The sequence below is a fragment of the Xanthomonas massiliensis genome (assembly GCF_900018785.1).
GTDB lineage: Bacteria > Pseudomonadota > Gammaproteobacteria > Xanthomonadales > Xanthomonadaceae > Xanthomonas_B > Xanthomonas_B massiliensis.
The window spans coordinates 658,090-682,905 of the sequence record NZ_FCOY01000006.1 but is presented as its reverse complement, the minus strand read 5'-3'; the positions used below and the strand labels follow the sequence as shown (position 1 = coordinate 682,905).

Annotated in this window: 18 protein-coding genes and 2 tRNA genes; 6 read left to right on the top strand and 14 right to left on the bottom strand. The window is 71.4% G+C overall.

Annotation, left to right across the window (positions count from 1 at the left end; all coding sequences use genetic code 11):
* Positions 1 to 769 precede the first annotated feature (769 nt).
* Positions 770 to 3,148, bottom strand: a complete 2,379-nt coding sequence (gene rnr / locus BN3794_RS06075; RefSeq protein WP_328585347.1) for a ribonuclease R — start codon at positions 3,146 to 3,148, stop codon at positions 770 to 772.
* Positions 3,149 to 3,450: 302 nt separating this feature from the next.
* Here rnr and BN3794_RS06070 point away from each other — a divergent pair.
* Both BN3794_RS06070 and BN3794_RS06065 read left to right on the top strand, forming a co-directional pair.
* Positions 3,451 to 3,535 (top strand) — tRNA-Leu (locus BN3794_RS06070).
* 142 nt (positions 3,536 to 3,677) lie between these two features.
* Positions 3,678 to 3,762 (top strand) — tRNA-Leu (locus BN3794_RS06065).
* A gap of 184 nt (positions 3,763 to 3,946) precedes the next feature.
* On the opposite strand, the gene BN3794_RS06060 is transcribed toward BN3794_RS06065, so the two are convergent.
* Genes BN3794_RS06060 through BN3794_RS06045 form a run of 4 tightly spaced genes read right to left on the bottom strand, consistent with a single transcriptional unit; the run spans position 3,947 to position 8,650 of the window.
* On the bottom strand, positions 3,947 to 5,497 hold the full coding sequence (locus tag BN3794_RS06060; protein ID WP_066094823.1) for a DHA2 family efflux MFS transporter permease subunit: 1,551 nt from the start codon (positions 5,495 to 5,497) through the stop codon (positions 3,947 to 3,949).
* Positions 5,498 to 5,503: 6 nt separating this feature from the next.
* Complete coding sequence (locus BN3794_RS06055) at positions 5,504 to 6,688, bottom strand: HlyD/EmrA/EmrK family protein (RefSeq protein ID WP_066094820.1); 1,185 nt, start codon at positions 6,686 to 6,688, stop codon at positions 5,504 to 5,506.
* A 10-nt stretch (positions 6,689 to 6,698) separates the two neighbouring features.
* A complete protein-coding gene (locus BN3794_RS06050) occupies positions 6,699 to 8,192 on the bottom strand; it encodes an efflux transporter outer membrane subunit (protein WP_066094817.1) in 1,494 nt (497 codons plus the stop codon).
* Positions 8,189 to 8,650 (bottom strand): MarR family winged helix-turn-helix transcriptional regulator, encoded by a 462-nt coding sequence (locus BN3794_RS06045; RefSeq protein WP_066094814.1) that lies wholly within the window; start codon positions 8,648 to 8,650, stop codon positions 8,189 to 8,191. The genes BN3794_RS06050 and BN3794_RS06045 overlap by 4 nt, the downstream gene beginning before the upstream one ends.
* Before the next feature lie 167 nt (positions 8,651 to 8,817).
* Here BN3794_RS06045 and parC point away from each other — a divergent pair, with 167 nt between their 5' ends.
* Entirely contained in the window at positions 8,818 to 11,064 is a 2,247-nt protein-coding gene (gene parC, locus BN3794_RS06040) for a DNA topoisomerase IV subunit A (protein WP_066094811.1), read from the top strand.
* A 293-nt stretch (positions 11,065 to 11,357) separates the two neighbouring features.
* A complete protein-coding gene (locus BN3794_RS06035; RefSeq protein WP_066094808.1) occupies positions 11,358 to 12,023 on the top strand; it encodes a thiopurine S-methyltransferase in 666 nt (221 codons plus the stop codon).
* Positions 12,024 to 12,050: 27 nt separating this feature from the next.
* On the opposite strand, the gene bfr is transcribed toward BN3794_RS06035, so the two are convergent.
* A complete protein-coding gene (gene bfr, locus BN3794_RS06030) occupies positions 12,051 to 12,539 on the bottom strand; it encodes a bacterioferritin (RefSeq protein WP_066094805.1) in 489 nt (162 codons plus the stop codon).
* 267 nt (positions 12,540 to 12,806) lie between these two features.
* Between bfr and BN3794_RS06025 the strand changes: the two genes are divergently transcribed.
* The gene (locus BN3794_RS06025) at positions 12,807 to 13,865 is read left to right on the top strand and encodes a right-handed parallel beta-helix repeat-containing protein (protein WP_066094802.1); all 1,059 of its coding nucleotides are present in this window, start codon (positions 12,807 to 12,809) and stop codon (positions 13,863 to 13,865) included.
* Here BN3794_RS06025 and BN3794_RS06020 read toward each other — a convergent pair.
* The 4 genes from BN3794_RS06020 to BN3794_RS06005 all read right to left on the bottom strand — a co-directional run bounded on the left by BN3794_RS06020 (position 13,852) and on the right by BN3794_RS06005 (position 18,646).
* Positions 13,852 to 14,514, bottom strand: a complete 663-nt coding sequence (locus BN3794_RS06020; RefSeq protein WP_066094799.1) for a glutathione S-transferase family protein — start codon at positions 14,512 to 14,514, stop codon at positions 13,852 to 13,854. The two genes, BN3794_RS06025 and BN3794_RS06020, sit on opposite strands and share 14 nt — an antisense overlap.
* A 97-nt stretch (positions 14,515 to 14,611) precedes the next feature.
* The gene (asnB, locus tag BN3794_RS06015; protein WP_066094796.1) at positions 14,612 to 16,306 is read right to left on the bottom strand and encodes an asparagine synthase B; all 1,695 of its coding nucleotides are present in this window, start codon (positions 16,304 to 16,306) and stop codon (positions 14,612 to 14,614) included.
* Positions 16,307 to 16,647: 341 nt separating this feature from the next.
* Positions 16,648 to 17,775: a succinyl-diaminopimelate desuccinylase gene (gene dapE / locus BN3794_RS06010; RefSeq protein ID WP_066094793.1), complete on the bottom strand. Its 1,128-nt coding sequence runs from the start codon at positions 17,773 to 17,775 to the stop codon at positions 16,648 to 16,650.
* 82 nt (positions 17,776 to 17,857) lie between these two features.
* Positions 17,858 to 18,646: an AraC family transcriptional regulator gene (locus BN3794_RS06005; RefSeq protein WP_236493193.1), complete on the bottom strand. Its 789-nt coding sequence runs from the start codon at positions 18,644 to 18,646 to the stop codon at positions 17,858 to 17,860.
* 72 nt (positions 18,647 to 18,718) lie between these two features.
* Between BN3794_RS06005 and BN3794_RS06000 the strand changes: the two genes are divergently transcribed.
* On the top strand, positions 18,719 to 19,972 hold the full coding sequence (locus BN3794_RS06000; protein WP_066094790.1) for an MFS transporter: 1,254 nt from the start codon (positions 18,719 to 18,721) through the stop codon (positions 19,970 to 19,972).
* Here BN3794_RS06000 and BN3794_RS05995 read toward each other — a convergent pair.
* Genes BN3794_RS05995 through map form a run of 4 tightly spaced genes read right to left on the bottom strand, consistent with a single transcriptional unit; the run spans position 19,947 to position 24,569 of the window.
* Positions 19,947 to 20,306: an arsenate reductase gene (locus tag BN3794_RS05995; RefSeq protein WP_066094787.1), complete on the bottom strand. Its 360-nt coding sequence runs from the start codon at positions 20,304 to 20,306 to the stop codon at positions 19,947 to 19,949. The genes BN3794_RS06000 and BN3794_RS05995 overlap by 26 nt on opposite strands.
* An 8-nt stretch (positions 20,307 to 20,314) precedes the next feature.
* A complete protein-coding gene (gene dapD, locus BN3794_RS05990) occupies positions 20,315 to 21,169 on the bottom strand; it encodes a 2,3,4,5-tetrahydropyridine-2,6-dicarboxylate N-succinyltransferase (protein ID WP_066094784.1) in 855 nt (284 codons plus the stop codon).
* On the bottom strand, positions 21,169 to 23,796 hold the full coding sequence (gene glnD, locus BN3794_RS05985; protein ID WP_066094781.1) for a [protein-PII] uridylyltransferase: 2,628 nt from the start codon (positions 23,794 to 23,796) through the stop codon (positions 21,169 to 21,171). The genes dapD and glnD overlap by 1 nt, the downstream gene beginning before the upstream one ends.
* The gene (map, locus tag BN3794_RS05980; RefSeq protein WP_066094778.1) at positions 23,793 to 24,569 is read right to left on the bottom strand and encodes a type I methionyl aminopeptidase; all 777 of its coding nucleotides are present in this window, start codon (positions 24,567 to 24,569) and stop codon (positions 23,793 to 23,795) included. The genes glnD and map overlap by 4 nt, the downstream gene beginning before the upstream one ends.
* Positions 24,570 to 24,816: the final 247 nt, after the last annotated feature.

The window sequence follows — 24,816 nt, the reverse complement described above, 5'->3', positions numbered from 1 at the left end:
CGCGCCGGAAATGGAAAGGAGGAAATGGTAGGCGCTGCGACCGGCCAGGACCAGCACGGGGGCAACGTGCCGCGCCTGCCCGCGACAGGGGAAGCACGGCGATGCCCCATCCAGTGCGCGCCGGTACCTCGTCCTCCCGCGATTGCACGCCGTCCACGCATCGTTGCGCGGCATGCCGGCGGGACATCCGGTGCGACGTTGCAGCGGCGCCGTCCGTACGTCCATCCGAACGGCAAGGTAAGGCAAGGCGTCACTGCGGCTCGCAAACCGGGATCGTCCACCGCGCCGCAAGCGTCACCGCCACCTTGCCCCTGTCCACCGACCGGGAACGCGTCGGCCTCGTTGCCGGCACCTGGGAACGCGGATCGCAGCGGGAGGCATCCATGCTCCCTGCAAGCGCACGGCCCCCTGCAGGCGCACGGGCCAGGAACGCGTTGATCGCCCATTTCGGCACCCGATGCCGCGGACCGCCACAGGAGCGTCTACGGCCCTTCAGGTGTACGGCCCAGGAACGAGGCCTCGGCACCGAGGCTGCCTGGCGGGCAACGTGCAGGCCTACCGCGGCGCACAGGCATTGCGGATGTGCCTGCAGCGGCCGTCCGGAGCGCAGCCGCCCGACGAAGCGACATGGCACGCCCGGGAAGCCCTGCATCGCCCGCACAGCCAATCCACGGGAACAGACCGCCAGGCCCAAGGCGACGACACCGGCTGCCGTCGCCTTGGCGGCCGCTACCGCAACACCGCAACCGTGGCCGCCGGCGCGCGCGGCTCACCGCCGCCTGGCGCGTCCACCCGAGCGGGGCTTGTCGCGCGGCGGCAACGGCGGCGTGCCGTCCTCGGCGTCGAGTTGCTCCACCAGCCTGAAGTCGATCTTGCGCTCCTCCATGCTGGCCTTGAGCACCAGGATGCGCACCTTGTCGCCGAGCCGGTACTCGTGGCCGCGGCGCTCGCCGCTGAGCGTCTTGCGGATCGGATCGAACTGGTAGTAGTCGTGCGGCAGCTGGGTCACGTGGACCAGGCCGTTGACCTTGGACTGGTCCAGCTCCACGAACAGGCCGAAGCCGGTGACGCCGCTGATCACGCCGTCGAACTGGCCGCCGACGTGCTTTTCCATCCATGCGGCGCGGTAGCGCTCGTCGACCTCGCGCTCGGCCTCGTCGGCACGGCGCTCGCGCTCGGAGCACTGCAGCGCCAGCGTGGCCATCTCGTGGGGCGGGTAGCGGTACTTCTCCGGCCGGCCGCCGGTCAGCGCGTACTTCAGCGCGCGATGCACCAGCAGGTCGGGATAGCGGCGGATCGGCGAGGTGAAGTGGGCATAGGCGTCCAGCGCCAGGCCGAAATGGCCGCTGTTGTCCGGCGAGTACACCGCCAGCGACTGGCTGCGCAGCAGCACCGACTCGATCAGCGCCGCGTCGGGCCGCTCGCGCACCTTCTTGAGCAGCTTGGTGAAGTCGCCCGGCTGCACCTTCTCCCACGACGGCATGGTCAGGTTGAATTCCTTGAGGAATTCGAGCAGGTCGGCGTACTTGCTCTCCGGCGGGCGCTCGTGGACGCGGAACGGCGCCGGGATGTGTGCCTTGAGCAGCCCGCGCGCGGCCTCGACGTTGGCCGCGATCATGCATTCCTCGATCAGCTTGTGCGCCTCGTTGCGCACCAGCATGCCGGCCTGGGTGACCTCGCCGCGGTTGTCGAGCACGAAGCGCACCTCCGAGCTCTCGAACTCGATCGCGCCGCGCCGCGCGCGCGCCTTGGCCAGCACCTTGTACAGCGCATGCAGCGCCTCCAGCTGCGGCAGCCGCTCGCCGACGGCAGCCCGCGCCCCCGGGTCCTTCTCGCCGACCGCCTGCCATACCTGCTCGTAGGTCAGCCGCGCGTGCGAGCGCATCACCGCCTCGTAGAACTTCGACTGGGTGACCTCGCCCTCGCTGCTGACCTGCATGTCGCAGACGAAGCACATGCGGTCCACCTGCGGGTTGAGCGAGCAGATGCCGTTGGACAGCGTCTCCGGCAGCATCGGCACCACGAAGCCGGGGAAGTACACCGAGGTGGCGCGCTTCTGCGCCTCGTCGTCCAGCGGCGTGCCGGGGCGCACGTAGTGCGACACGTCGGCGATGGCCACCACCAGCCGGTAGCCCTGGCGGTTGCGGATGCGGAAGCCCTGGCGGTTGCTCTCGCAGTAGACCGCGTCGTCGAAGTCCTTGGCGTCGGCGCCGTCGATGGTCACCAGCGGCAGGTCGCGCAGGTCCACGCGCCCGCCGATCATCGACGGCTCCACCGTCAGCGGCACCGCCGCGGCCTCGTCCAGCACCTCCTGCGGGAACTCGTAGGGCAGCTCGTGGCCGTGGATGGCCGTCTCCACCACCAGCGACGGGGTGAGCTTGTCGCCGAGCACGGCGATGATGCGGCCGATCGGCGGGCGCCGCGCGTCCGGCGCCTGGGTGATCTCGCACACGACCAGCTGGCCGTCGCGCGCGCCGCCGATGCCGTCCTGCGGCACCTGCACGTTGCGCTGGATGCGGCGGTCGTCGGGCACCACGAAGGCAATGCCGCCCTCCAGGCCGAAGCGGCCGATCAGCCGGTGCACGCCGCGCTCGAGGATGCGCGACACGCTGCCCTCGCGGCGCCCGCGCCGGTCGATGCCGGTGACGTTCACCAGCACGCGGTCGCCATGCATGACCTTGCGCATCTCGTACGGCGGCAGGAACAGGTCGTCGCCACCGTTGTCCGGGCGCAGGAAGCCGAAGCCCTCGGGGTTGGCGATCACCACGCCCGGGATCAGGTTGACCTGCTCCACCGGCGCGTAGCCGCCGCGGCGGTTGCGCACCACCTGGCCGTCGCGCAGCATCGCGCTCAGGCGCCGCGACAGGGCCTCGAAACGGTCCGGCTCGGTGAGTTCCAGCTGCTCGGCCAGGTCCTCGGCGGTCTGCGGGCCGTCGCACTCGTCCAGCAGCTTGAGGATCGCTTCGCGGCTGGCGATGGGATTCTCGTAGCGCTCGGCCTCGCGCGCGGCGTACGGATCGGCGAATTCGGGCGTGGCCGGCGCAGGCCGGGCCGGGCCCCGGCGCGGCGCCTGTGCAGCGCGGCCCGGCGCGGGGCCGCGCGGACGACGGCCGCCGGACGGTGCCGGCTGGGCCGGCGCTTCGGGCATCCACGGCGGCAATGCCGGCTTCTTCTTCCTGCCGCCGTCCTTTCTGGCGGCCCCGGCCGGCGCCTTGGCCTTGTCGGGTGCGGCCTTGCGCGGTTGCTTGGCGGGCACCTTCGCCGCCGGCGTGTCGCCGGGCTTGCGGGTGGACGTGCGGGCCGGCTTGGCCTTCCCGGTAGGGGTCTTCTCATTCATGCCGCCATGGTAACCCTGCCTGGCATGCGGATCGCTCACGCCCCCGCCACCGCGTCCACCGCGAGGGGCGTTGACAAGGCCGCCGGCGATCCGCAGAATGCGCGCCCTGCGATGCCCAGGTGGCGGAATTGGTAGACGCACTAGTTTCAGGTACTAGCGGGTAAAACCGTGGAGGTTCGAGTCCTCTCCTGGGCACCAATCGCAACGATCAGAAGACCCCGCGCAAGCGGGGTTTTCGCTTTTCCGGCCGGCGCGGACGCAAGCATCGCCGGGCTGTCCGGCGCGCGCACGTTTTCGTTGACAAGCCCCGCCCGGCCCCACATAATTCTTTGCCTGAGTCGCCCAGGTGGCGGAATTGGTAGACGCACTAGTTTCAGGTACTAGCGGGTAAAACCGTGGAGGTTCGAGTCCTCTCCTGGGCACCAACGACTCAAGACGATCAAACCCGCGCAAGCGGGTTTTTTCATGCCCGTCGTCCACGCGGCACGCCGCCGGCGAGGCCACCGCGGCACTGCGCCGCCCCGCATGGAAAGCATGAAAAACCCCGCCGTGGCGGGGTTCTCGTCGGTTGGCCGATGCACCGGCAGCCATCGCCGGGCGCGGCGCGATTCAGTGCCCGCCGCCGCCCGCCGAGCCGGCACCGGCGCCGAACGGCGGCTTGGCCAGCCACAGCAGGCTGATGATGATCAGGAACGTCCAGCCGAGCAGGTGGAAGATGTCGTTGAAGCCCATCTGCGAGGCCTGGTGGTTGATCATCGTGTTCACCAGCGCGGCGCCATGTTGCACGTCGCCCTGCCCCATCGTCTGCAGCTGGTCCTCCACGCCGGGCACGTAGGCCGAGATGTGCTCGGTCAGGTCGGCGTGGTGGATCTGCGTGCGCCGCGTCCACAGGTAGGTGGTCAGCGACGCGGCGAAGCTGCCGCCCAGGGTGCGCAGGAAGGTGGCCAGGCCCGAGCCGGCGGCGATCTCGCGCCCGTCCAGGTCCGACAGCAGGATCTGCAGCACCGGCATGAAGAACAGCGCCACGCCGATGCCCTGGATCAGTTGGATCTCGGCGATGTAGCCAAAGTCCACGTCGAGGTTGAAGCCCGAGCGCACGAAGCTGGTCGCCGACAGCACCAGGAACGCCACGCTGGCCAGCATGCGCAGGTCGAAGCGGCTGGCGTACTTGCCGACGAACGGGGTCATCAGCACCGGCAGGATGCCGATCGGCGCGGTGGCCAGGCCGGCCCACAGCGCGGTGTAGCCCAGGTCGCGCTGCAGCCACTGTGGCACCAGCAGGCCGACGCTGAAGAACGCCGCGTACGCCACCACCATGGCCAGGGTACCGGCGCGGAAGTTGCGGTGGCGGAACAGGCGCAGATCGACGATCGGGTCCTTGTCGGTCAGCTCCCAGATCAGGAACACGGCCAGGGACACCGCCGAGATGCAGGCGAGCACGACGATGAAGGTGGAATTGAACCAGTCCTCGTCGTTGCCCAGGTCCAGCACCACCTGCAGCGCGCCCACGCCGATCACCAGCGTGACCAGGCCGACATAGTCCATGCGCGGGCGCTCGGTCGGCTCGGGCCGGCCGCGCAGCTGGCTGCCGACCACCATCGCCGCGAAGATGCCCAGCGGCACGTTGATCAGGAAGATCCATTCCCAGCTGTAGTTGTCGGTGATCCAGCCGCCCAGGATCGGCCCGGCGATCGGCGCCACCACCGTGACCATCGCCAGCAGCGCCAGCGCCTGGCCGCGTTTCTCGCGCGGGTAGATCGACACCAGCAGGCTCTGGGTGATCGGGTACATCGGCCCGGCGACCACGCCCTGGATGGCGCGCGAGACCACCAGCATGCCCATGCTCTGCGCCAGGCCGCACAGCAGCGAGGCGGCGGCGAAGGCCAGCGTCGCCCATACGAACAGCTTGGTCTCGCCGAAACGGCGGCTCAGCCAGCCGGTCAGCGGCAGCGCGATCGCCGTGCTCACCGCGAACGAGGTGATCACCCAGGTGGCCTGCTGCGAGCTGGCTCCCAGGTTGCCGGCGATGGTCGGCAGGGACACGTTGGCGATGGTGGTGTCCAGCACCTGCATGAACGAGGCCATCGCCAGGCCCAGCGTGCACAGGCCGATGCTGGGCGGCAGGAACGGCTTGGGCGCGGCGGGAGCTTGTGCGGACATGGGCGATCAACCGGCCTTGGCGGCGGAGGCGGGCAGGTTCTCGTGGATGATCTTCTCGATCAGCTCATCGGCGTCGTGCAACTGCTTGGCGTACACGCCGGTGGCGTAGACCTCGCCGCTCACCGGCTTGCCCGGCAGCACCGTGCCCTGCTGGTCGTGCAGGTTCACCTTGACGCGCATCGACAGGCCGATGCGCAGCGGATGCTCGGCCAGCTGCTTCGAGTCGATCTGGATGCGCACCGGCACGCGCTGCACGATCTTGATCCAGTTGCCGCTCGCGTTCTGCGCCGGCAGCAGCGAGAACGCGCTGCCGGTGCCGAGGCCGAGGCTGACGATGTGGCCCTTGAAGGCCACCGCCCCGCCGTACAGGTCCGACTCCAGCTCGACTTCCTGGCCCAGGCGCATGTGGCGCAGCTGGGTCTCCTTGAAGTTGGCATCGACCCAGACCTGGTCCAGCGGCACCACCGCCATCAGCGCGGTGCCCGGCTGCACCCGCTGGCCGACCTGCACCGAACGGCGGGCGACGTAGCCGCCCACCGGCGCCACGATCTCGTCGCGCACGCTGGCCAGGTAGGCCTGGCGCAGCTGCGCGGCGGCGGCCTGGACGTCCGGCTGGGTCGCCACCACGGTGTCGTCCACCAGCGCGCGGTTGCGCTCGACCTGCTCGCGCGAACCGCTGACCGCGGCCTCGGCGGCGGCCAGCTCGTCGCGGGCGTGGGCCAGTTCCTCGGCGCTGATCGCGCCGGAGGCGGCCAGGTCCTTGCGCCGGGCGAAGTCGGCACGGGCACGCTGCAACGCCACCTGGCGCGCGTCCAGGTCGGCCTGGGCGCCCTCCACGCTGCGGAACAGGCCGCGTACCTGGCGCACGGTGCGGGCCAGGTTGGCCTGGGCCTGCTGCAGGGCGACCTGGGCATCGGCCGGGTCCAGCTGCACCAGGGCCTGGCCGGCCTCCACGAGCATGCCGTCGTCGGCGCCGATGCCGATCACCGTGCCGGCGGTGAGCGGGGTGATCTGCACCTGGTTGCCCTGCACGTAGGCGTCGTCGGTCTCCTCGTGCCAGCGCCCGGCCAGGAAGTACCACAACACGAACACGACCAGCGCCAGCACCACCACGACGGCAAGCAGGCGCAGCAGGAAGCCCCGGCGGCTCTTCTTCGGGGTGACGGAATCGGGGGTGAGGGTTTCGCTCATTGGGGATGTCTCAGGAATTCGGGAGATCGTCGTGTGCGGCCGGGGCCTGTGCCATGCCGGCCGGGTCGTAGCCGCCGCCGAGGGCGCTGGTCAGCTGGACCGCGGCCAGCCGCGCCTCGGACTGGATCCTGGCCAGTGCCTGCTGCGCCGACAGCACCTGCTGTTGCGCGGACAACACGTCCAGGTAGTTGCCGATGCCGGCCTTGTAGCGGCGCTGGGCCAGCGCGAAGGCGGCCTGGGCAGCGTCCAGCGCCGACTGCTGCGAGGCCGTCTGCGCCTGCAGCGACTGCAGCGCGGTGACCTGGTCGGCGACCTGGCGCAGGGCCTGCACCAGGGTACGGTTGTAGTCGGCCACGGCCAGGTCGTAGTCGGCATCGCGCCCGGCCAGGCCGGCGCGCAGGCGGCCGGCGTCGAACAGCGGCAGGCTGAACGCCGGGCCGATGTAGGCGAAGGTGGAGGCGGCCTCCAGCAGGTCGCCCACGTTCTTGTTCACCACGCCGCCGAGCGCGCTCAGGTTGAAGCTCGGGTAGAACTGCGCCTTGGCGGCCTTGATGCCCTGTCCGGCGGCCTCCACGCGCCAGCGCGCGGCGACCACGTCGGGGCGGTGGCCGAGCAGCTCGCTGGGCAGTACCGATGGCAGGCCGGGCGCCTGCAACCCGGCCAGCGCCGGGCGCTCGATGCCCAGGCCGCGGTCGGGCCCCTGCCCGAGCAGGGCGGCCAGGGCGGTGCGGGCCTGGTCCATGGCCTGGTGGGCCTGCTGCAGCTGCTGCTGGGCCGCCGGGACGCGGCCCTGCGCCTGGCGCAGCTGCAGGTCGTTGTCGATCCCGGCGTCGCGGCGCTGGCGGGTCAGCGCCAGCACGCCGTTGGAACGCTCGAGGTCCTGCTCGGCGATGTCGGCCTGGCGCCATGCCAGATCCAGCTGGACATAGGCCTGCACCACGGCCGCGGCCAGGTCCAGGCGCGCGGCCTGGGCATCGACCTCGGCCGCCCGGCTGCGCCCCACCGCGGCCTCCCAGGCGGCGCGCTTGCCGCCCCACAGGTCCACGCCATAACTGAAGCTCACCATGGCCTGGGCGGTGCCGGCGTAGTGGCCGCCCATTTCCGAGCCGACCATCGATTCGGGCAGGCGCAGGCCGGTGTAGCCGGCCGACACGCCCAGGCTCGGGCCGCGCTCGGCATCGGCCTGGCCGGCGCTGGCGCGTGCCTGCGCCAGGCGCGCGTCGGCCACCGCCAGGTCGGGCGAGCCGCGCAGCGCCTCGTCGACCAGCTGGTCCAGTTGCGGGTCGCCCAGGGCCTTCCACCACTGGGCCTGCGGCCAGGCGGCCGGGCTCAGCGTGGCACCGGCCAGGCGCTGCTGGCCGTGCAGCGTGCCGGCGTCGAGCAGACGCCCCTGGGGCGACAGGCCGCGGCTGCTGGCGCAGGCGCCCAGGGCCAGGGCCAGCGCGGCCAGGGCCAGGGGCCGCAGCGGCAGGCGCGGCGATTTGCGGGAAAGAGGATGGGTCATGGGGTGTTGAGCGAATCGCGGACGCGGGAAAGGAGGGAAATCAACTGGTCCTGCTCGGTCTCGGACAGGTCGTGCATGGCATGGGCCATGGCCTCGTCGCCGATCTGCATCAGTCGCTGCCACAGGGCGCGGCCCTCGTCGGTCAGCACGATCTGCAGCGCGCGCCGGTCCTGGGCGTGGGGTTCGCGGCGCACGCAGCCCAGCGCTTCGAGGCGGTCCAGCAGCCGGGTGACGGCGCTGGGGGTCTGGTCGATGGCCAGGGCCAGTTCGTTGGCGGTGCACGGCGACATGCGCGCGAGCATCTTCAGGCCGACATAGTGCTGGAATCCCAGCTCCAGCCCCTGCTCGGCCAGCAGCTTGTCGAGCAGGCGCACCATGCCGTCGCGGACCTGGCGCATCAGCAGGCCCAGGTTCGGCGGGAACGCCGCGACGGGATCGGGAAGCGGGCAATGGTTCATGGGTGCGGCATTTTCTTCCAGAAGGGATATTTGTCAATGAAAATATTTCCCTCGCAAGCAGTACCCTGTGTTCCATCGGCGCCTTCGGCTTGGCATCCCCGACCGCATCCGGATAATCGGGACCCTTTGCGGCGCGCCCGGCGCGCCCGTCCCACAGGTGGTACCGCATGAACCAGCTTCCCCCGCATTCCTCCTTCCACGGCTTCGAGCAGCTGCCGCTGCGCGAGTACGCCGAGCGCGCCTACCTGGACTATTCCATGTACGTGGTGCTCGACCGCGCCCTGCCGTTCATCGGCGACGGCCTCAAGCCGGTGCAGCGACGCATCGTCTACGCGATGAGCGAGCTGGGGCTCAACGCCGCCGCCAAGCCGAAGAAGTCCGCGCGCACGGTCGGCGACGTGATCGGCAAGTACCACCCGCACGGCGACAGCGCCTGCTACGAGGCCCTGGTGCTGATGGCGCAGCCGTTCTCCTACCGCTACCCGCTGATCGACGGCCAGGGCAACTTCGGCTCCACCGACGACCCCAAGTCGTTCGCGGCCATGCGCTATACCGAGTCCAAGCTGACCCCGATCGCCGAGGTGCTGCTCGGCGAGCTCGGCCAGGGCACCACCGACTGGTCGCCCAACTTCGACGGCACCCTGGAAGAGCCGACCTGGCTGCCGGCGCGGCTGCCGCACCTGCTGCTCAACGGCACCACCGGCATCGCGGTGGGCATGGCCACCGACGTGCCGCCGCACAACCTGGGCGAGATCGTCAGCGCGCTGATCCGCCTGCTCGACGATCCCGACGCGAGCGTCGCCGACCTGTGCGAGCACGTGCGCGGCCCGGACTACCCGACCGCCGCGGAGATCATCACCCCGGCCGCGGACCTGCGCGCCATGTACGAGAGCGGCAACGGCAGCGTGCGTGCCCGCGCCACCTGGCTCAAGGAAGGCGCCAACATCGTCGTCAACGCCCTGCCCTACCAGGTCTCCCCGTCCAAGGTCATCGAGCAGATCGCCGCGCAGATGCGCGCCAAGAAGCTGCCGTGGCTGGAGGACATCCGCGACGAATCCGACCACGAGAACCCGGTGCGGGTGGTGATGATCCCGCGTTCCAACCGCGTGGATGCCGAGCAGCTGATGGGCCACCTGTTCGCCACCACCGACCTGGAGCGCAGCTACCGGGTCAACCTCAACATCATCGGCCTGGACGGCAAGCCGCAGGTCAAGAACCTGCGCCAGCTGCTGGCCGAATGGCTGCGCTTCCGCAGCGACACCGTCACCCGGCGCCTGCGCCACCGCCTGGACAAGGTCGACCGCCGCCTGCACCTGCTGGAAGGTCTGCTGGTCGCCTTCCTCAACCTGGACGAGGTGATCCGCATCATCCGCACCGAGGACGAGCCGCGGCCGGCGCTGATCGCCCGCTTCGCCCTGTCCGAGGAGCAGGCCGACTACATCCTGGAGACGCGCCTGCGCCAGCTCGCGCGCCTGGAGGAGATGAAGATCCGCGGCGAGCAGGATGCCCTGGCCAGCGAGCGCGAGCAGATCCTGGCCGTGCTCGACAGCAAGGCGCGGCTGAAGAAGATGATCAAGGACGAGCTGCAGGCCGACGCCAAGAAGTTCGGCGATGCGCGCATGTCGCCACTGGTCACGCGCCAGGCGGCGCACGCCATCGACGAGACCGAACTGGTGCCCAGCGAGCCGGTCACCGTGGTGCTCTCGGAGAAGGGCTGGGTGCGCGCGGCCAAGGGCCACGACGTGGACGCGGCCGGCCTGTCCTACCGCGAGGGCGACGGGCCGCTGGCCGCGGTGCGCTCGCGCAGCAACCAGCAGGTGGTGTTCCTGGACTCGGAGGGCCGCAGCTATTCCACCGCCGCGCACACCCTGCCCTCGGCGCGCGGCAACGGCGAGCCGCTGACCGGGCGCTTCTCGCCTCCGGCCGGCGCGGCGTTCCGGGCCCTGGCCGCCGGCGAGAACGACACCCGCCTGGTGCTGGCCTCCAGCCACGGCTACGGCTTCCTCACCCGCTTCGAGAACCTCACCGGCCGCAACAAGGCCGGCAAGGCCGTGCTCAACCTGTCCACCGGCGCGCAGGTGCTGCAGCCGGCGACGGTGGCCGCGGTGGACAGCGACCGCATCGTCGCGGTGACCAGCGCCGGCAACCTGCTGGCGATCCCGGCCAGCGAGCTGCCGGAGCTCGAGCGCGGCAAGGGCAACAAGATCATCGACATCCCGCGGGCCAAGCTGGCGACCGAGCGCGTGGTCGCGGTGGCCGCCGTGGCCCCGGGCCAGACCCTGCAGGTGAAGAGCGGCGCGCGCACGATGGGCCTGTCGTTCAAGGACCTGGACGAGTACGTGGGCGCTCGGGCCACGCGCGGGCGGCTGCTGCCGCGCGGCTGGCAGAAGGTGGACGGACTGGATGTGCAGTAGTTCATCCAACGGGTGCGCGGCGGCGCGGCCGGTACCGCCGTCGCCGCCCGTATGCGTGGCGCGGCAGAAGGTGGATAGGCTCGATGTCCGGTAGCCGTCCCGGGGCCTGCGTGGCGCCGAGCCCGGCACGGCCCCCGTGCGTCGGCGCGAGACGGGCGATGGCGTGGCCGGCCGCCCGCTCGCAGCCCCGCTGTCGCGGCCCTCGCCGCGGACCGGTCCGGTATCCCGGCGCCGCGACGGCATCCCGCCGGGTCGCGGCCACCACTATTGCCATAGCGACGGCCGGCTGAACCATGGACGCCACCTTCTGGCAGGACTGCTGGCAACGCGGCGACATCGGCTTCCACCAGCCGCGCGTGCTGCCGTTGCTGCAGAAGCACTGGCCCACGCTCGGCCTGGCGGCCGGCAGCCGGGTGCTGGTGCCGTTGTGCGGCATGTCGCTGGACATGCACTGGCTGGCCGCGCAGGGGCATCGCGTGCTCGGCGTGGAGCTCTCCGCGCTGGCGGTGGAACGGTTCTTCGCCGACGCCGGGCTGGCGCCGCAGCGGCATGCGAGCCGGCTCGGCGAGCACTGGCGCGCCGGCGCCATCGAGATCGTCCAGGGCGATGCCTTCGCCCTGACTGCCGCCGACCTGGCCGGTATCGCCGGCGTCTACGACCGCGGGGCGATGGTCGCGCTGCCGCCGGGGCTGCGCCGGCGCTACGTGGACACGGTCTACGCCGCCCTGCCCGCCGGCTGCCGCGGCCTGCTGCTCACCCTGGAATACCCGCCGCACGAGATGGCCGGCCCGCCGTTCGACGTCGGCGCCGCCGAGGTGCGGGAGCAACTGGCGGACTGGTCGCCCGAACTGCTGGAACGGCGCGACCTGCTGGCCAGCGAGGCGCGCTACCGCGAACGCGGCCTGTCGGCGATGGCCACCGGCGCCTATCGCCTGCTGAAGCGGCCGCACGCGCGCTGAACCGCGCGCGGCGGGGCACCCCGCCGGTCAGTCGCCGGACACGCCGCCGTCGCCGATCTTCGAGGTCTGGTACAGCGCCAGGCCGATGCGCTCGATCAGCGAGAGCTGCTTCTCCAGCCACCAGGCATGGTCTTCCTCGGTGTCCTTGAGCTGGGCGACCAGCACGTCGCGGCTGACGTAGTCGCCCAGCGACTCGCACAGCTTCACGCCCGCGGCGAGGTTGGCGCGCACCTCGTACTCGGTGTCCAGGTCCTTGCGCAGCATCGCCGGCACGTCCCAGGCCGGCTCGAACGGCAGCGGCCGCATGTCCGGCCGGCCCTCGAGGAACAGGATGCGGCGGATCAGCGCATCGGCATGCTGGGTCTCTTCCTGCATCTCGTGGTCGATGCGCGTGTAGAGCGTCTTCAGGCCGAGATCGTCGTAGCGGCGGGAATGGACGAAGTACTGGTCGCGGGCGGCGAGCTCGCCGCGCAGCAGGCGGTTGAGGCAATCGAGGATTTCCGGCTGGCCTTTCATCGGGGGCGCTCCTGGTTCGCGATGGAGCCCATGGTGCCCCATCCGCCACGGCGATGATCTAATCGGAATCAGTTTCACTCGCTGTCCGGATGGCGGCGCCCGGAGGCGTGGCCTGCACCGAAATCGGCCATGAACACGGGACCCGAATATGACGCGGGCGCCACCGCCGTCGCGCCGGATCGGGCCATCCTATGACGCCGCTCCCCACTGCAGCTGCCAACGAATGCGCTTGCCCCCCCTTCCCGCCCTGCTGTTCCTGGCCCTGGCCTGCCTGTCGGTGCAGGACGGTGCCGGCGCGGCGGCGCCCCCCTTCCCGCCCTGCTGTTCCTGGCCCTGGCCTGCCTGTCGGTGCAGGCGCCCGCACGCGCCGCCGCGCCGGCACCGTCCTGCACCGCGCAGGCCCGTCCGGGCGACGACCTGCAACATGCCCTCGACGCGCTGCCCGCCGGACGCGGGACCGCTACCCTGTGCCTGGCCGCCGGCGAGTACCCCATCGACCAGCTGCTGCACATCGACCGTGATGGCGTGCGCCTGCGTGGCACCGGCGCGGACACCGTGATCCGCATGCGCGACGGCGTGCAGCAGCCGCTGATCGTGGTCGGCGACTACCTGCACGAGGCCCCGGCCGGGCCGATCCGCGACGTGGCCATCGAGGACCTGCAGCTGGTCGGCGGCAAGGCCGAGCACGAGTTCATGCCCGAGCGGCCCTACCTGAGCAACAGCGCGGTGGTGATCCGCGCCGGCCAGCAGGTGCGCCTGGCCGGGCTGACGGTCAGCCGCTGCCGCAGCGCCTGCCTGCTCAGCGAGCGCGACAGCCACGACCTGGTGTTCGAGCGCAACGACGTCTCGCAGGCCGACTGGGACGGCGTGTCGTTCAACCGCACCGCCAAGGTGCGCCTGCTCGACAACCACATCCACGACAACGTCGCCGCCGGCATCACCACCGAGCACCTGGAGGACAGCGAGATCCGCGGCAACACCCTGGAGAACAACGGCAGCCAGGGCATCTACCTGGCCGATGCGCGCCGCAACCGCATCGTCGACAACCGCTTCGCCGGCAACAAGTCCGCCGGCGTGTTCCTGGCCTGCTCGATCCGCTACCGCACGCCGGAGATCCTGTGCTGGGACAACAGCATGAGCCAGGACAACCTGTTCGAGCACAACCAGTTCCAGGGCAGTCCCTATACCTTCACCATCGGCGTGGACCGCGCGGCCAACTGCAAGGGCGGCGATTTCAAGCCCAACCTGTGGCGCGACAACCCAGCCGACGCCTCCGGCTTCAATCCGCCGGTGGACGTGTACGGCAGCTGCGTCAGGAGCGAGTGAGGCCGGTTGCGCCCCCCGTGCCGTCCGGTGGGCCGGCCATCGGCACGAAGCCCGGCGTGGCGCGGACGCGGTCCAGCCAGCGCAGCACCGCCGGCCAGGCCGACAGGTCGAAGCCGCCGTCCCCGGCGCAATGGGTGTAGGCGAACAGCGCGATGTCGGCCACGCCGTAGTCCGTGCCGGTGAACCAGGCGTGGTCCCGCAGGTGCTCCTCCATCACCGCCAGCGCCGCGCCCCCGCGCTGCAGCAGGCCGGGCAGCTCCGCCCGGCGCGGGGAATCCCCGGGCGTCCACAGCCGGATGAAACGGGCCACCGCGATGCCGGGCTCGTGGCTGTACTGCTCGAAGAACATCCAGCTCAGGGCCTGTGCCCGCGCCCAGGCATCGGCCGGCAGCAGTGGCGTGGCATCGGCCAGCCAGCACAGGATCGCGTTGGATTCGGTGAGGATCCGGCCGTCGCCGCGCACCAGGACCGGCACCTTGCCGTTGGCGTTGAGCGCCAGGAAGGCCGGCGTGCGGGTCTGCCCCGCCACGCTGTCGGTCTCCACCCAGCGGTAGGGCCGGCGCAGTTGCTCCAGCAACAGGCGCACCTTGTAGCAGTTGCCCGAGCGGGACATGCCGTGGACGGTCACGGGAACGGAAGCATCGTTCATGGGGAAGGGACCTCATCGGATCCGCAGGGAGCGGCCGGCGCGCGCGCCGGGCGCGCTGGGCGCCGGGCCGGGGAGGCGCGCCCCGGCCCGACGGGCGTCACGAAGCCAGCGCCTGCTCGTGCACGCCGGCCACCGCGCGGCCGGACGGATCGGCCATCCTGGCGAAGCTGGCATCCCAGGCGATCGCCGCCGGCGAGGAACAGGCGATGGACTTGCCGCCCGGCACCGTCTCGGCCGCGGCCGGGCTCGGGTAGAACGACTCGAACACCGAGCGGTAGTAGTAGGCCTCCTTGGTCTGCGGCGGGTTGACCGGGAAGCGCTTGTCGGCGGCTGCCAGTTCGCGGTCGCTCACCTGCGCCTCGGCATGCGCCTTGAGCCCGTCGATCCAGCCGTAGCCGACGCCGTCGCTGAACTGCTCCTTCTGCCGCCACAGGATCGACTCGGGCAGGTAGCCGTCGAACGCGGCGCGCAGCACGCCCTTCTCCATCCGCTGCGGGCCATCGCTGCCCTTGAGCACCATCTTGTACCTGGCGTCCATCTTCATCGCCACGTCGAGAAACTCGCGGTCCAGGAACGGCACCCGCGGCTCCACGCCCCAAGCCATCATCGACTTGTTGGCGCGCAGGCAATCGTAGTTGTAGAGCGTGTCGAGCTTGCGCACCAGTTCCTCGTGGAACTCGCGCGCGTTCGGCGCCTTGTGGAAGTACAGGTAGCCGCCGAAGATCTCGTCGCTGCCCTCGCCGGAGAGCACCATCTTCACCCCCATCGCCTTGATCCGCCGCGCCAGCAGGAACATCGGCGTGGAGGCGCGGATGGTGGTGACGTCGTAGGTCTCGATGTGGCGGATCACCTCCGGCAGCGCGTCCAGGCCTTCCTCGAAGGTGTATTCGAAGCCGTGGTGCACGGTGCCCAGCGACTCGGCGGCGACCGCGGCGGCGGCCAGGTCGGGCGAGCCCTTCAGGCCGATGGCGAAGGAATGCAGGCGCGGCCACCAGGCCTCGGTCTGGCCTTCGTCCTCGATGCGGCGGCGGGCGTAGCGCGCGGCCACCGCGGCGACCAGCGAGGAATCCAGGCCGCCGGACAGCAGCACGCCGTAGGGCACGTCGGTCATCAGCTGGCGATGCACCGCCGCCTCGAAGGCCTCGCGCAGTTCGGCCGGCGACACCTCCACGCTCTCCACCGCGTCGTAGCTGCGCCACGGGCGCTCGTAGTACCGGGTCAGTTCGCCGGTGGCGCTGTCGTACCAGTGGCCCGGCGGGAACTGGGCCACGTCGGCGCAGCTGTCGGCCAGCGACTTCATCTCCGAGGCCACCCGCAGGCGCCCTTCGCGGTCGTGGCCCCAGTACAGCGGGCACACGCCGATCGGGTCGCGGGCGACGATGACCCGGCGCGCGGCCCGGTCCCACAGCGCGAAGGCGAAGATGCCGTTGAGCCGGTTGAGGAACGAGGCCGGCTCGTCCTCCCGGTACAGCGCGTTGATCACCTCGCAGTCCGAGCCGGTCTGGAACGCATAGGGCTGCTTCAGCTCGGCCTTGAGCTGCTTGTGGTTGTAGATCTCGCCGTTGACCGCCAGCGCCAGCTGCCCGTCCTCGGACAGCAGCGGCTGCGAGCCGCCGGCCGGGTCGACGATGGCCAGGCGCTCGTGCACGAGGATGGCGCCGTCGTCGACGTACACGCCGCTCCAGTCCGGGCCGCGGTGGCGCTGGCGTTGCGAGGCGTCGAGCGACTCGCGTCGCAGCAGCTGCAGGTCGTCGCCGGGCTGCAGGTCGAAGATGCCGAAGATCGAACACATGGGGGAAGACTCCTGGCGGTAGTGGGAAATCTGCTTGTCCCGGCCGGGCCGGGGAACTGGACGGAGGAACGGTTCGGAAAGGATCGATTGGCCGCCGGGGCACAAAAAAACCCGCATCGGGCGATGCGGGTTTTCGGTGAGCCTGGCGTTGTTGCTGGTTTACGCCCGGTTTCGCCCCCGCATCGCGCGCACGCGATTGTTCGCCGCATTGTTGTTGCGGTTGACGTTGTTCGCGTTGCGGGTGGCGGAGCGGACCATGGGGCGACCGTACCGGGCCGGCGCCGGCTTTGCAACAGTTGCAGCGACAACCATCGCCGTGGCGCGAGCGTGCCCCGTCGCGCTCAGGCCAGCAGCCGCTCGACCAGGCGCCCGTACAGGGCCGGCAATGCCTCCAGGTCGGCCACGCGCACGTGCTCGTCGACCTGGTGGATGGAGGCGTTGACCGGGCCGACCTCGATGCATTGCGCGCCGAGCGGGGCGATGAAGCGCGCATCGGAAGTGCCGCCGCCGGTGCTTTCCTCCGGCGCCGCGCCGGCGAACCCGCCCAGCACCTCGCGCGCCACGCTGCGCAACCTGCCTTCCGGCGTGTAGAACGGCTCGCCGCTGCGGTGCCACGCCAACGCGTAGTCCAGGCCGTGGCGGTCGAGCAGTGCGGCGATCTCCCGCTCCAGCGCCGGCGCATCCCAATGCGGGGTGTAGCGCAGGTTGAACAGCACCTGCAGCTCGCCGGGGATCACATTGTTGGCGCCGGTGCCGGCGTGGATGTTGGAAACCTGCAGGCTGGTCGGCGGGAAGCTCTCGTAGCCCTCGTCCCAGACGCGCGCGGCCAGTTCGGCCAGCGCCGGCGCGGCCAGGTGGATCGGGTTGCGCGCCTTGTGCGGATAGGCCACGTGTCCCTGCACGCCCTTCACCGTCAAGGCACCGGACAGGCTGCCGCGGCGCCCCACCCGCAGCAGGTCGCCCAGCCGTTCGGTCGAGGACGGCTCGCCGGTGATGCACCAGTCGATGCGCTGGCCGCGCTCGGCGAACACGCGCGCGACATGGCGCACGCCGTCGATCGCATCGCCTTCCTCGTCGGAGGTCAGCAGCACGGCCAGCGTGCCCGGATGGTCGGGATGGGCGGCGGCGAAACGCTCGGCGGCGACCACGAACGCGGCCACGCTGCCCTTCATGTCGGCCGCGCCGCGGCCGTACAGCACGCCGTCGCGCACCTCCGGCACGAACGGATCGCTGCGCCAGGCCGCGCGCGGGCCCGGCGGCACCACGTCGGTATGGCCGAGCAGCACCAGCACCGGCCCGCCCTCGCCGTGCGTGGCCCACAGGTTGTCGACCGCACCGAAGCGCAGCGTCTCGCAGGCGAAGCCGGCCTTCTCCAGCCGCGCGGCGATCAGCGCCTGGCAGCCGGCATCGTCCGGCGTCACCGACGGGCGGGCGATCAGTTCGCGGGCAAGTTCGAGGACATCGCTCATCGGGCGGCACCGTCTCCAGGGGCGGCCATTATCGACGCTCGGGGCCGCGCTGGCGGCAGCGCAGGGAACCGGGGCCGGTCGGTCAGCCGAAGAAGCGGCTGGGTGGCTGGCCGAGCTGGCGACGGAACATCGCGGTGAACGCGCTGGGGCTGTCGTAGCCCAGGGCCAGGGCCACGTCGATGACCTTCTCGCCGGCCGCCAGCCGCTCCAGCCCGCGCAGCAGCCGGACCTGCTGGCGCCATTGGCCGAAGCTCATCGCCAGCTCGCGCCGGAACAGCCGCTGCAGGGTCCTGGCATCGTGGCCCAGGCGCGCGGCCCAGTCCGCCAGCGTGGAAGGATCGCCCGGCCGGGCCTCCAGCGTCCGGCAGATCTCCTGCAGGCGCGGATCGGTCGGCTCGGGCAGGTGCAGCGGCAGCGCCGGCAGGGTCTGCAGTTCGTCCAGGACCAGCTGCATCACCCGGCCGTCGCGCGAGTCGGGCGCATGCGTCCACGCGATGCGCGCCGCCGCATGGATCAGCTCGCGCAGCAGCGGCACCACCTCCACCACCGCCGGCTGCGCCGGCATGTGCGCGACCGCCCGCGGCCGCACGTAGAGGCTGTGCATGTGCACCTCGCCGATGCAGCGCAGGCCGTGCTCGATGCCGGCCGGCATCCAGATCGCACGCGTGCTCGGCACCACCCAGCGACCATGCCCGGAGCCGACCACCATCAGCCCGCGCACGGCGTGGATCAGCTGGTGGCGGGCATGCCGGTGCGGCGCCACCACCGCGGCGGACGGGTAGACGGTCACCCGGCACACCACGTCGGCGGGGGCGTGGTCGATGGCGTGCAGGGTGGCGAGGCGGGCGGCGCCGCTTTCTCGACAGCTCATGTCCATTGCGCGCAGGAAGGGCGGCCGGCGCCAGCCTACCATGCCGCTCCCGCGCGTTCCGAGCCGTTGCCGATGTCGAGCCAGAGCCCTGCCATCCCCGTTTCCGCCGGCCGGCCGGTCGCCACCGGCGTGCTGGCCGCGATCACCTGCTCGCACATGATCAACGACATGATGCAGTCGCTGATCCTGGCGATCTATCCGATCCTCAAGGGCGAGTTCCACCTCAGCTTCGCCCAGATCGGGCTGATCACGCTGACCTACCAGGCCACCGCCTCGCTGTTCCAGCCGCTGGTCGGGCTGCGCACCGACCGCCGGCCGGCGCCCTATTCGCTGCCGGCCGGCATGGGCGCCACGCTGTGCGGGCTGCTGCTGCTGGCGTTCGCGCCGAACTTCGCGCTGGTGCTGGTCGCCGCCGGCCTGGTCGGCGTGGGCTCGGCCGTGTTCCACCCGGAGTCGTCGCGGATCGCGCGGCTGGCCTCCGGCGGCCGCCACGGCCTGGCGCAGTCGGTGTTCCAGGTCGGCGGCAACACCGGCACCGCGATCGGGCCGGTGATCGCCTCGGCGGTGATCGTGCCGCACGGCCAGCACGCCGTGGCCTGGTTCGCCGGCGCGGCGCTGCTGGGCATGGGCCTGCTGTCCTGGGTCGGCCACTGGTACGCGCTGCACCTGCAGGTCCGCCATCGGGCCGCGCAGCCGGCCGATGCGCACGCCGGGCCGCCGCGCCGCACCGTCGCCTGGGTGATCACGGTGCTGCTGGTGCTGATCTTCTCCAAGTACTTCTACATCGCCGGCATCAGCAGCTACTACACGTTCTACCTGATCCACCGCTTCGGGGTGTCGGTGCAGAGCGCGCAGATGCACCTGTTCGCGTTCCTGGCGGCGGCCGCGGTCGGCACCCTGGCCGGCGGCCCGATCGGCGATCGCATCGGCCGCAAGCCGGTGATCTGGGCCTCCATCCTCGGCGTGGCCCCGTTCGCGCTGGTGCTCCCGCACGTGGGCCTGCAGGCGACCACGGTGCTGACGGTGCTGATCGGGCTGGTGCTGTCCTCGGCGTTCTCGGCAATCCTGGTGTACGCGCAGGAACTGATGCCGGGCCGGATCGGCACCGTGTCCGGCCTGTTCTTCGGCTTCGCCTTCGGCATGGGCGGGCTGGGCGCGGCGGTGCTGGGGGTGCTGGCCGACCACCACGGCATCGAGGCGGTCTACCGCTGGATGGCGTACCTGCCGCTGCTGGGCATCGTCGCCGCGCTGCTGCCCGCCGGACGCGCGGGGGCGACCGCGACCGCCGCCGCTCCCGGCCTCAGCCGGTCCCGAAGCGCTTCTTGAAGCCGTTGTCGGAGAAGCCCTGGGTGAGCACGCCGTCGTCGGTGACCACCACCGGCCGGCGGATCAGCTGCGGGTGCTCGCGCAGCAGCAGCTTCCACTCGGCCTCGCTGCCGGGCGCCTTGCGGCTGTCCGGCAGCTGGCGCCAGGTGGTCGAGGACTTGTTGACCAGCGCGTCGAAGCCGCCGGCCTTGTGCGCCCATTCCACCAGGGTCTCGGGGCTGGGCTTGGCATCGCGGTAGTCGACGAAGGTGTACGGCACGCCGAAGCGGTCCAGCCACTTGGTCGCCTTCCGGCAGGTGTCGCAGTTCTTCAGGCCGTAGAGCGTGGTCGTCATCGCCGGCCTCAGTCCGCCAGCCCGCGCAGCAGGTCGTTCACCGAGGTCTTGGCCCGGGTCTTCTCGTCCACCTGCTTGACGATCACCGCGGCATACAGCGCATGGCTGCCGTCCCTGGCCGGCAGCGAGCCGGACACCACCACGCTGCCCGGCGGCACGTAGCCGTAGGAGATCTCGCCGGTGGCGCGGTCGTAGATGCGGGTGGACTGGCTGAGGAACACGCCCATGCCGATCACGCTGTGGTGGCCGACGACCACGCCTTCGACCACTTCCGAGCGCGCGCCGATGAAGCAGTGGTCCTCGATGATGGTCGGGCTGGCCTGCAGCGGCTCGAGCACGCCGCCGATGCCGGCGCCGCCGGACAGGTGGCAATGCCTGCCGACCTGGGCGCAGGAGCCGACCGTGGCCCAGGTGTCCACCATCGTGCCCTCGCCCACGTAGGCGCCGATGTTGGTGAAACTCGGCATCAGCACCACGTCCCTGCCGAAGTAGCTGCCGCGGCGGGCGACGGCGCCCGGCACCACGCGCACGCCGGCGGCGCGGAAGCGGAACTCGTCCCAGCCGGCGAAGCGCGATTCGACCTTGTCCCAGAACGGCGCCGGCGCGGCCTCGATCACCGCCATGTCGTTGACCCGGAAGTACAGCAGCACCGCCTTCTTCAGCCACTCGTTGACTTTCCAGGCGCCCTCGCCCGCCGGCTCGGCCACGCGCAGCTGGCCGCTTTCCAGGCCGGCGATCGCCTGTTCGACCGCCGGCCGGGTCGAGCCTTCGATCTCGGCGACGGTCAGGGCGGCGCGGCGTTCGAAGGCGTCCTCGATGACGGCCCTCAGGGCGGCGGTGTCGGTGGCGGGTTTCTCGGACATCAGGACAGGTCTCCAGGCTTTCTCTCGGGTTCCAGGCACGCCAGCAGCGCCTCGCTCAGCGCTTGCCGGTCGGCGGCCGACAGCGGCCGGTCGTGCCCATCGGTGATCTCGAAGCGGTCTTCGGCGCGCTCGCCGAAGGTGGCGATGCGCGCATCATGCACGCGGATCTGGCGCAGGCGCAGCACCTGGGCGACATCGGCCAGCAGGCCGGGGCGGTCGGGCGCCACCAGGTCCAGCCGCGTGCCCTGCCCGCCGGGGGCGTCGCCCAGTTCCACCCGCGGGGCGAAGTGGAAGTGGCGCAGCTGCCGCGGCAGCATCCGCCGGGCCGGGCGCAGCCGCGCCAGGTCGCCGGCCAGCGCCTCGTAGAGGGCGTCCTGCAGGGCCTGCGGGTCGCCCGAGGCGTAGCCCTCGGCCGGACTGACCTCGAAGGTATCGAAGATGGCGCCCAGCGGGGCGTCCAGCACGCGCGCGTGGTGGATGCGGTAGCCCTTGCGGTCCACGGTCATCACGATCGCGGCGAACAGGCCGTCGCGGTCGGGCGAATACACGAACACCTCCAGCGCGTCGTCGCCCGGGGCGACCGGCCGCACCTTCACCAGGGTCTGGCCGTGCGCCACCTCGGTCAGCGCCGCGGCCTGCCAGGCCAGCTGCTCCGGGCGCAGGCGCAGGAAGCTCTCGTCGGGCATGCCGGCGAACTGGCGCTCGACGGTGGCGTCGTCGAAGCCGCGCTGGCGCAGCAGCGCGCGCGTGGCCTCGCGCGCCTCCTGCAGGCGTTCCTGCGCGCCCTGCATGCGCTCCAGGCCTTCGCCCAGCGCCCGGCGGGTGGCGAAGTACAGGTCGGCCAGCAGCCGGTCCTTCCAGGTGTTCCAGAGCTTGGGGCTGGTGCCGGCGATGTCGGCGCAGGTCAGCAGGTACAGGTAGTCCAGCCGCTCGCGGGTGCCGACCAGCTGGGCGAAGGCGTGGATCACCCGCGGATCGGAGATGTCCTGCTTCTGCGCGGTGACCGACATGCGCAGGTGGTGCTCCACCAGCCACGCCACCAGGTCGGTGTCGGCCGCGCCCAGGCCGTGCGCCAGGCAGAATTCGCGCGCATCGGCCATGCCCAGCTCGGAATGGTCGCCGCCGCGTCCCTTGGCGATGTCGTGGAACAGGCCGCCCAGCAGCAGCAGCTCCGGCTTGCGCAGGCGCGGCCAGACCTCGTGGGCGATGGAGAAGTTGTCGTTGGCGCGCGGCTGCGCGAAACGCGCCATGTTGCGCAGCACGACCAGGGTGTGCTGGTCCACGGTGTAGACGTGGAACAGGTCGAACTGCATGCGCCCGGACACCCGCGCGAAGGCCGGGATCCAGCGCGCCAGCACGCCCAGCCGGGCCATGCGCACCAGGGTGTCCACCGGATGCGGGCCGCGCAGCAGCGCGATGAAGTCGGCGCGGGCCGCGGCGTCGGCGGCCGGGTATTCGGGCAGGCCCGGCAGCGCCTCGGCCAGTGCGCGCGCGGTCAGCGAATGCAGTCCGCGCACGTCCTCGCGTCCGGCCCAGGTGGCGAACAGGGCGAACACCCGGCGCGGATCGCGCCCGGGCCAGTCCGCGTCGTCGGCCGCCAGGTAGCCGCGCCGCAGCGAGAAGCCGCCGCCCAGCGGCACCGGCACCGCCTCGCCCTCGAAGTGCTCCTCGAACCGCTGCAGCAACCGGTCGCCGATGCGGCGCACGATCGCGGTGGAGCGGTAGAAGCGCTGCATCATCTTTTCCACGCCCAGGCTCTGGGCGTCGTCGGCAAAGCCGAGCCGGTCGGCCAGCGCCTTCTGGTAGTCGAAGCGCAGCCGCTCCTCGGGCCGGCCCGCGACCAGGTGCAGGCCGAAGCGCAGCCGCGCCAGCACGCGCCGCTCGCGACGCAGCGCGGCGGCCTCGTCGCGTCCCAGGTAGCCGCGCCCGACCAGCGACTGCATGAGGCTGGAACCGTAGGTGCGCAGCGCCATCCAGCCCAGGGTGTTCAGGTCGCGCAGGCCGCCCGGGCCGTCCTTGATGTCCGGTTCGAGGTTGTCGGTGATGTCGCCGAAGCGCGCGTGCCGGGCGAGCAGTTCCTCGCGCTTGGCGAGGAAGAAGTCGCGCGGCGGCCAGACGCGTTCCGGCGCGATGGCCGCGGCCAGGCGCTCGGCGTCGCCGGGCGCGGCCGCCACCGGCCGCGCCTCGATCAGCGCGGTCATCACCGTCTGGTCGGCCGCCGCCGCGGTGCACTGCGCCGGCGAGCGCACCGCGTGGCTGACCGGCAGGCCGGCATCCCACAGCAGCGCGAACAGCCGTGCCAGCCCCGCCTCCCCGGCCTGCTGGGCCGGGACGTCGGCCAGCACCAGCACGTCGATGTCCGAACGCGGGAACAGTTCGCCGCGGCCGTAGCCGCCGACCGCGAACAGCGACAGGCCGGCGGCCTCGCCCACGCAGCGCCGCCATGCCGCCTGCAGCAGCCGGTCCACGCCGCGCGCGCGCAGCGCCAGCAGGCGCTCCACGTCCAGGCCGTGGTCGTAGCGGCGCGACAGCCGCGCGTCCATGTGCTGCAGGCTGCGACGCAGGCTCGCCGCCCAGGCGGCATCGCCGGCCGGTCCGGCGCCGGCGGCCTGCGGTTCGGGGGTCACGCGGCGGCGCGTTCGCGCGCGGACAGGGTCATCACTTCCACCCCGTCCTCGGTCACCGCCACCATGTGCTCCCACTGGGCGGACAGCTTGCGGTCCTTGGTGACCACGGTCCAGCCGTCGGGAAGCACGCGGGTGTAGCGGCTGCCCTCGTTGATCATCGGCTCGATGGTGAAGGTCATGCCGGGCTTGAGCAGCAGGCCCTCGCCGGGACGGCCGTAGTGCAGCACCTGCGGCTCGTCGTGGTAGACCGTGCCGATGCCGTGGCCGCAGTACTCGCGCACCACGCTGAAGCGCTGGCCCTCGGCGTATTCCTGGATGGCATGGCCGACGTCGCCCAGGGTGGCGCCCGGGCGGACCGCGCGGATGCCGCGCCACATCGCCTCGTAGGTCGCATCGACCAGGCGCTTGGCCATCACCGAGGGCGTGCCGACGTAGTACATGCGGCTGGTGTCGCCGTGCCAGCCGTCCTTGATGACGGTGACGTCGATGTTGATGATGTCGCCGTCCTTGAGCACCTTGGCCTCGCTGGGGATGCCGTGGCAGATGACGTGGTTGACCGAGATGCAGGTCGTCTTCGGGTAGCCGTGGTAGCCGACGTTGGCCGGGATCGTGTGCTGCACGTTGACGATGTGGTCGTGGCAGATGCGGTCCAGCTCCTCGGTGCTCACGCCGGGGCGCACGTGCGCCTCGACCAGGTCCAGCACTTCGGCGGCCAGGGCACCGGCCACGCGCATCTTCTCGATTTCTTCGGGGGTCTTGAGCTTGATTGCCATGGCGGGATTATCGCGCAATCGGCGGGGGATCGGACCCAGATGGCGTCATCCGGCCGCGAAGCAAGGCCCGCCCTGCCCGGATTTGCGCGCCGTGGCAGCCGAACCTATAATGGCGCGCTTGCCGGTCCGCCGGCATCGCCAACGCCGGGCGTCACCGGCGAATCCACACCTGCCGCCCCATCCCGTGCCGGGGTGCCCGCTTCCACCAGGAACGGGTTCGGCCACGGAGGCGCCAGGGAGGTCCAAC

What these genes read in the sequence shown, in the direction of transcription:
- BN3794_RS06055 (WP_066094820.1), bottom strand. Translation starts at nt 6,688, where the DNA reads ATGAGCGAAACCCTCACCCCCGATTCCGTCACCCCGAAGAAGAGCCGC.
- rnr (WP_328585347.1), bottom strand. Translation starts at nt 3,148, where the DNA reads ATGCCCGAAGCGCCGGCCCAGCCGGCACCGTCCGGCGGCCGTCGTCCG.
- asnB (WP_066094796.1), bottom strand. Translation starts at nt 16,306, where the DNA reads ATGTGTTCGATCTTCGGCATCTTCGACCTGCAGCCCGGCGACGACCTG.
- BN3794_RS06045 (WP_066094814.1), bottom strand. Translation starts at nt 8,650, where the DNA reads ATGAACCATTGCCCGCTTCCCGATCCCGTCGCGGCGTTCCCGCCGAAC.
- map (WP_066094778.1), bottom strand. Translation starts at nt 24,569, where the DNA reads ATGGCAATCAAGCTCAAGACCCCCGAAGAAATCGAGAAGATGCGCGTG.
- BN3794_RS05995 (WP_066094787.1), bottom strand. Translation starts at nt 20,306, where the DNA reads ATGACGACCACGCTCTACGGCCTGAAGAACTGCGACACCTGCCGGAAG.
- parC (WP_066094811.1), top strand. Translation starts at nt 8,818, where the DNA reads ATGAACCAGCTTCCCCCGCATTCCTCCTTCCACGGCTTCGAGCAGCTG.
- BN3794_RS06005 (WP_236493193.1), bottom strand. Translation starts at nt 18,646, where the DNA reads ATGAGCTGTCGAGAAAGCGGCGCCGCCCGCCTCGCCACCCTGCACGCC.
- BN3794_RS06000 (WP_066094790.1), top strand. Translation starts at nt 18,719, where the DNA reads ATGTCGAGCCAGAGCCCTGCCATCCCCGTTTCCGCCGGCCGGCCGGTC.
- BN3794_RS06050 (WP_066094817.1), bottom strand. Translation starts at nt 8,192, where the DNA reads ATGACCCATCCTCTTTCCCGCAAATCGCCGCGCCTGCCGCTGCGGCCC.
- bfr (WP_066094805.1), bottom strand. Translation starts at nt 12,539, where the DNA reads ATGAAAGGCCAGCCGGAAATCCTCGATTGCCTCAACCGCCTGCTGCGC.
- BN3794_RS06060 (WP_066094823.1), bottom strand. Translation starts at nt 5,497, where the DNA reads ATGTCCGCACAAGCTCCCGCCGCGCCCAAGCCGTTCCTGCCGCCCAGC.
- BN3794_RS06035 (WP_066094808.1), top strand. Translation starts at nt 11,358, where the DNA reads ATGGACGCCACCTTCTGGCAGGACTGCTGGCAACGCGGCGACATCGGC.
- dapD (WP_066094784.1), bottom strand. Translation starts at nt 21,169, where the DNA reads ATGTCCGAGAAACCCGCCACCGACACCGCCGCCCTGAGGGCCGTCATC.
- dapE (WP_066094793.1), bottom strand. Translation starts at nt 17,775, where the DNA reads ATGAGCGATGTCCTCGAACTTGCCCGCGAACTGATCGCCCGCCCGTCG.
- BN3794_RS06020 (WP_066094799.1), bottom strand. Translation starts at nt 14,514, where the DNA reads ATGAACGATGCTTCCGTTCCCGTGACCGTCCACGGCATGTCCCGCTCG.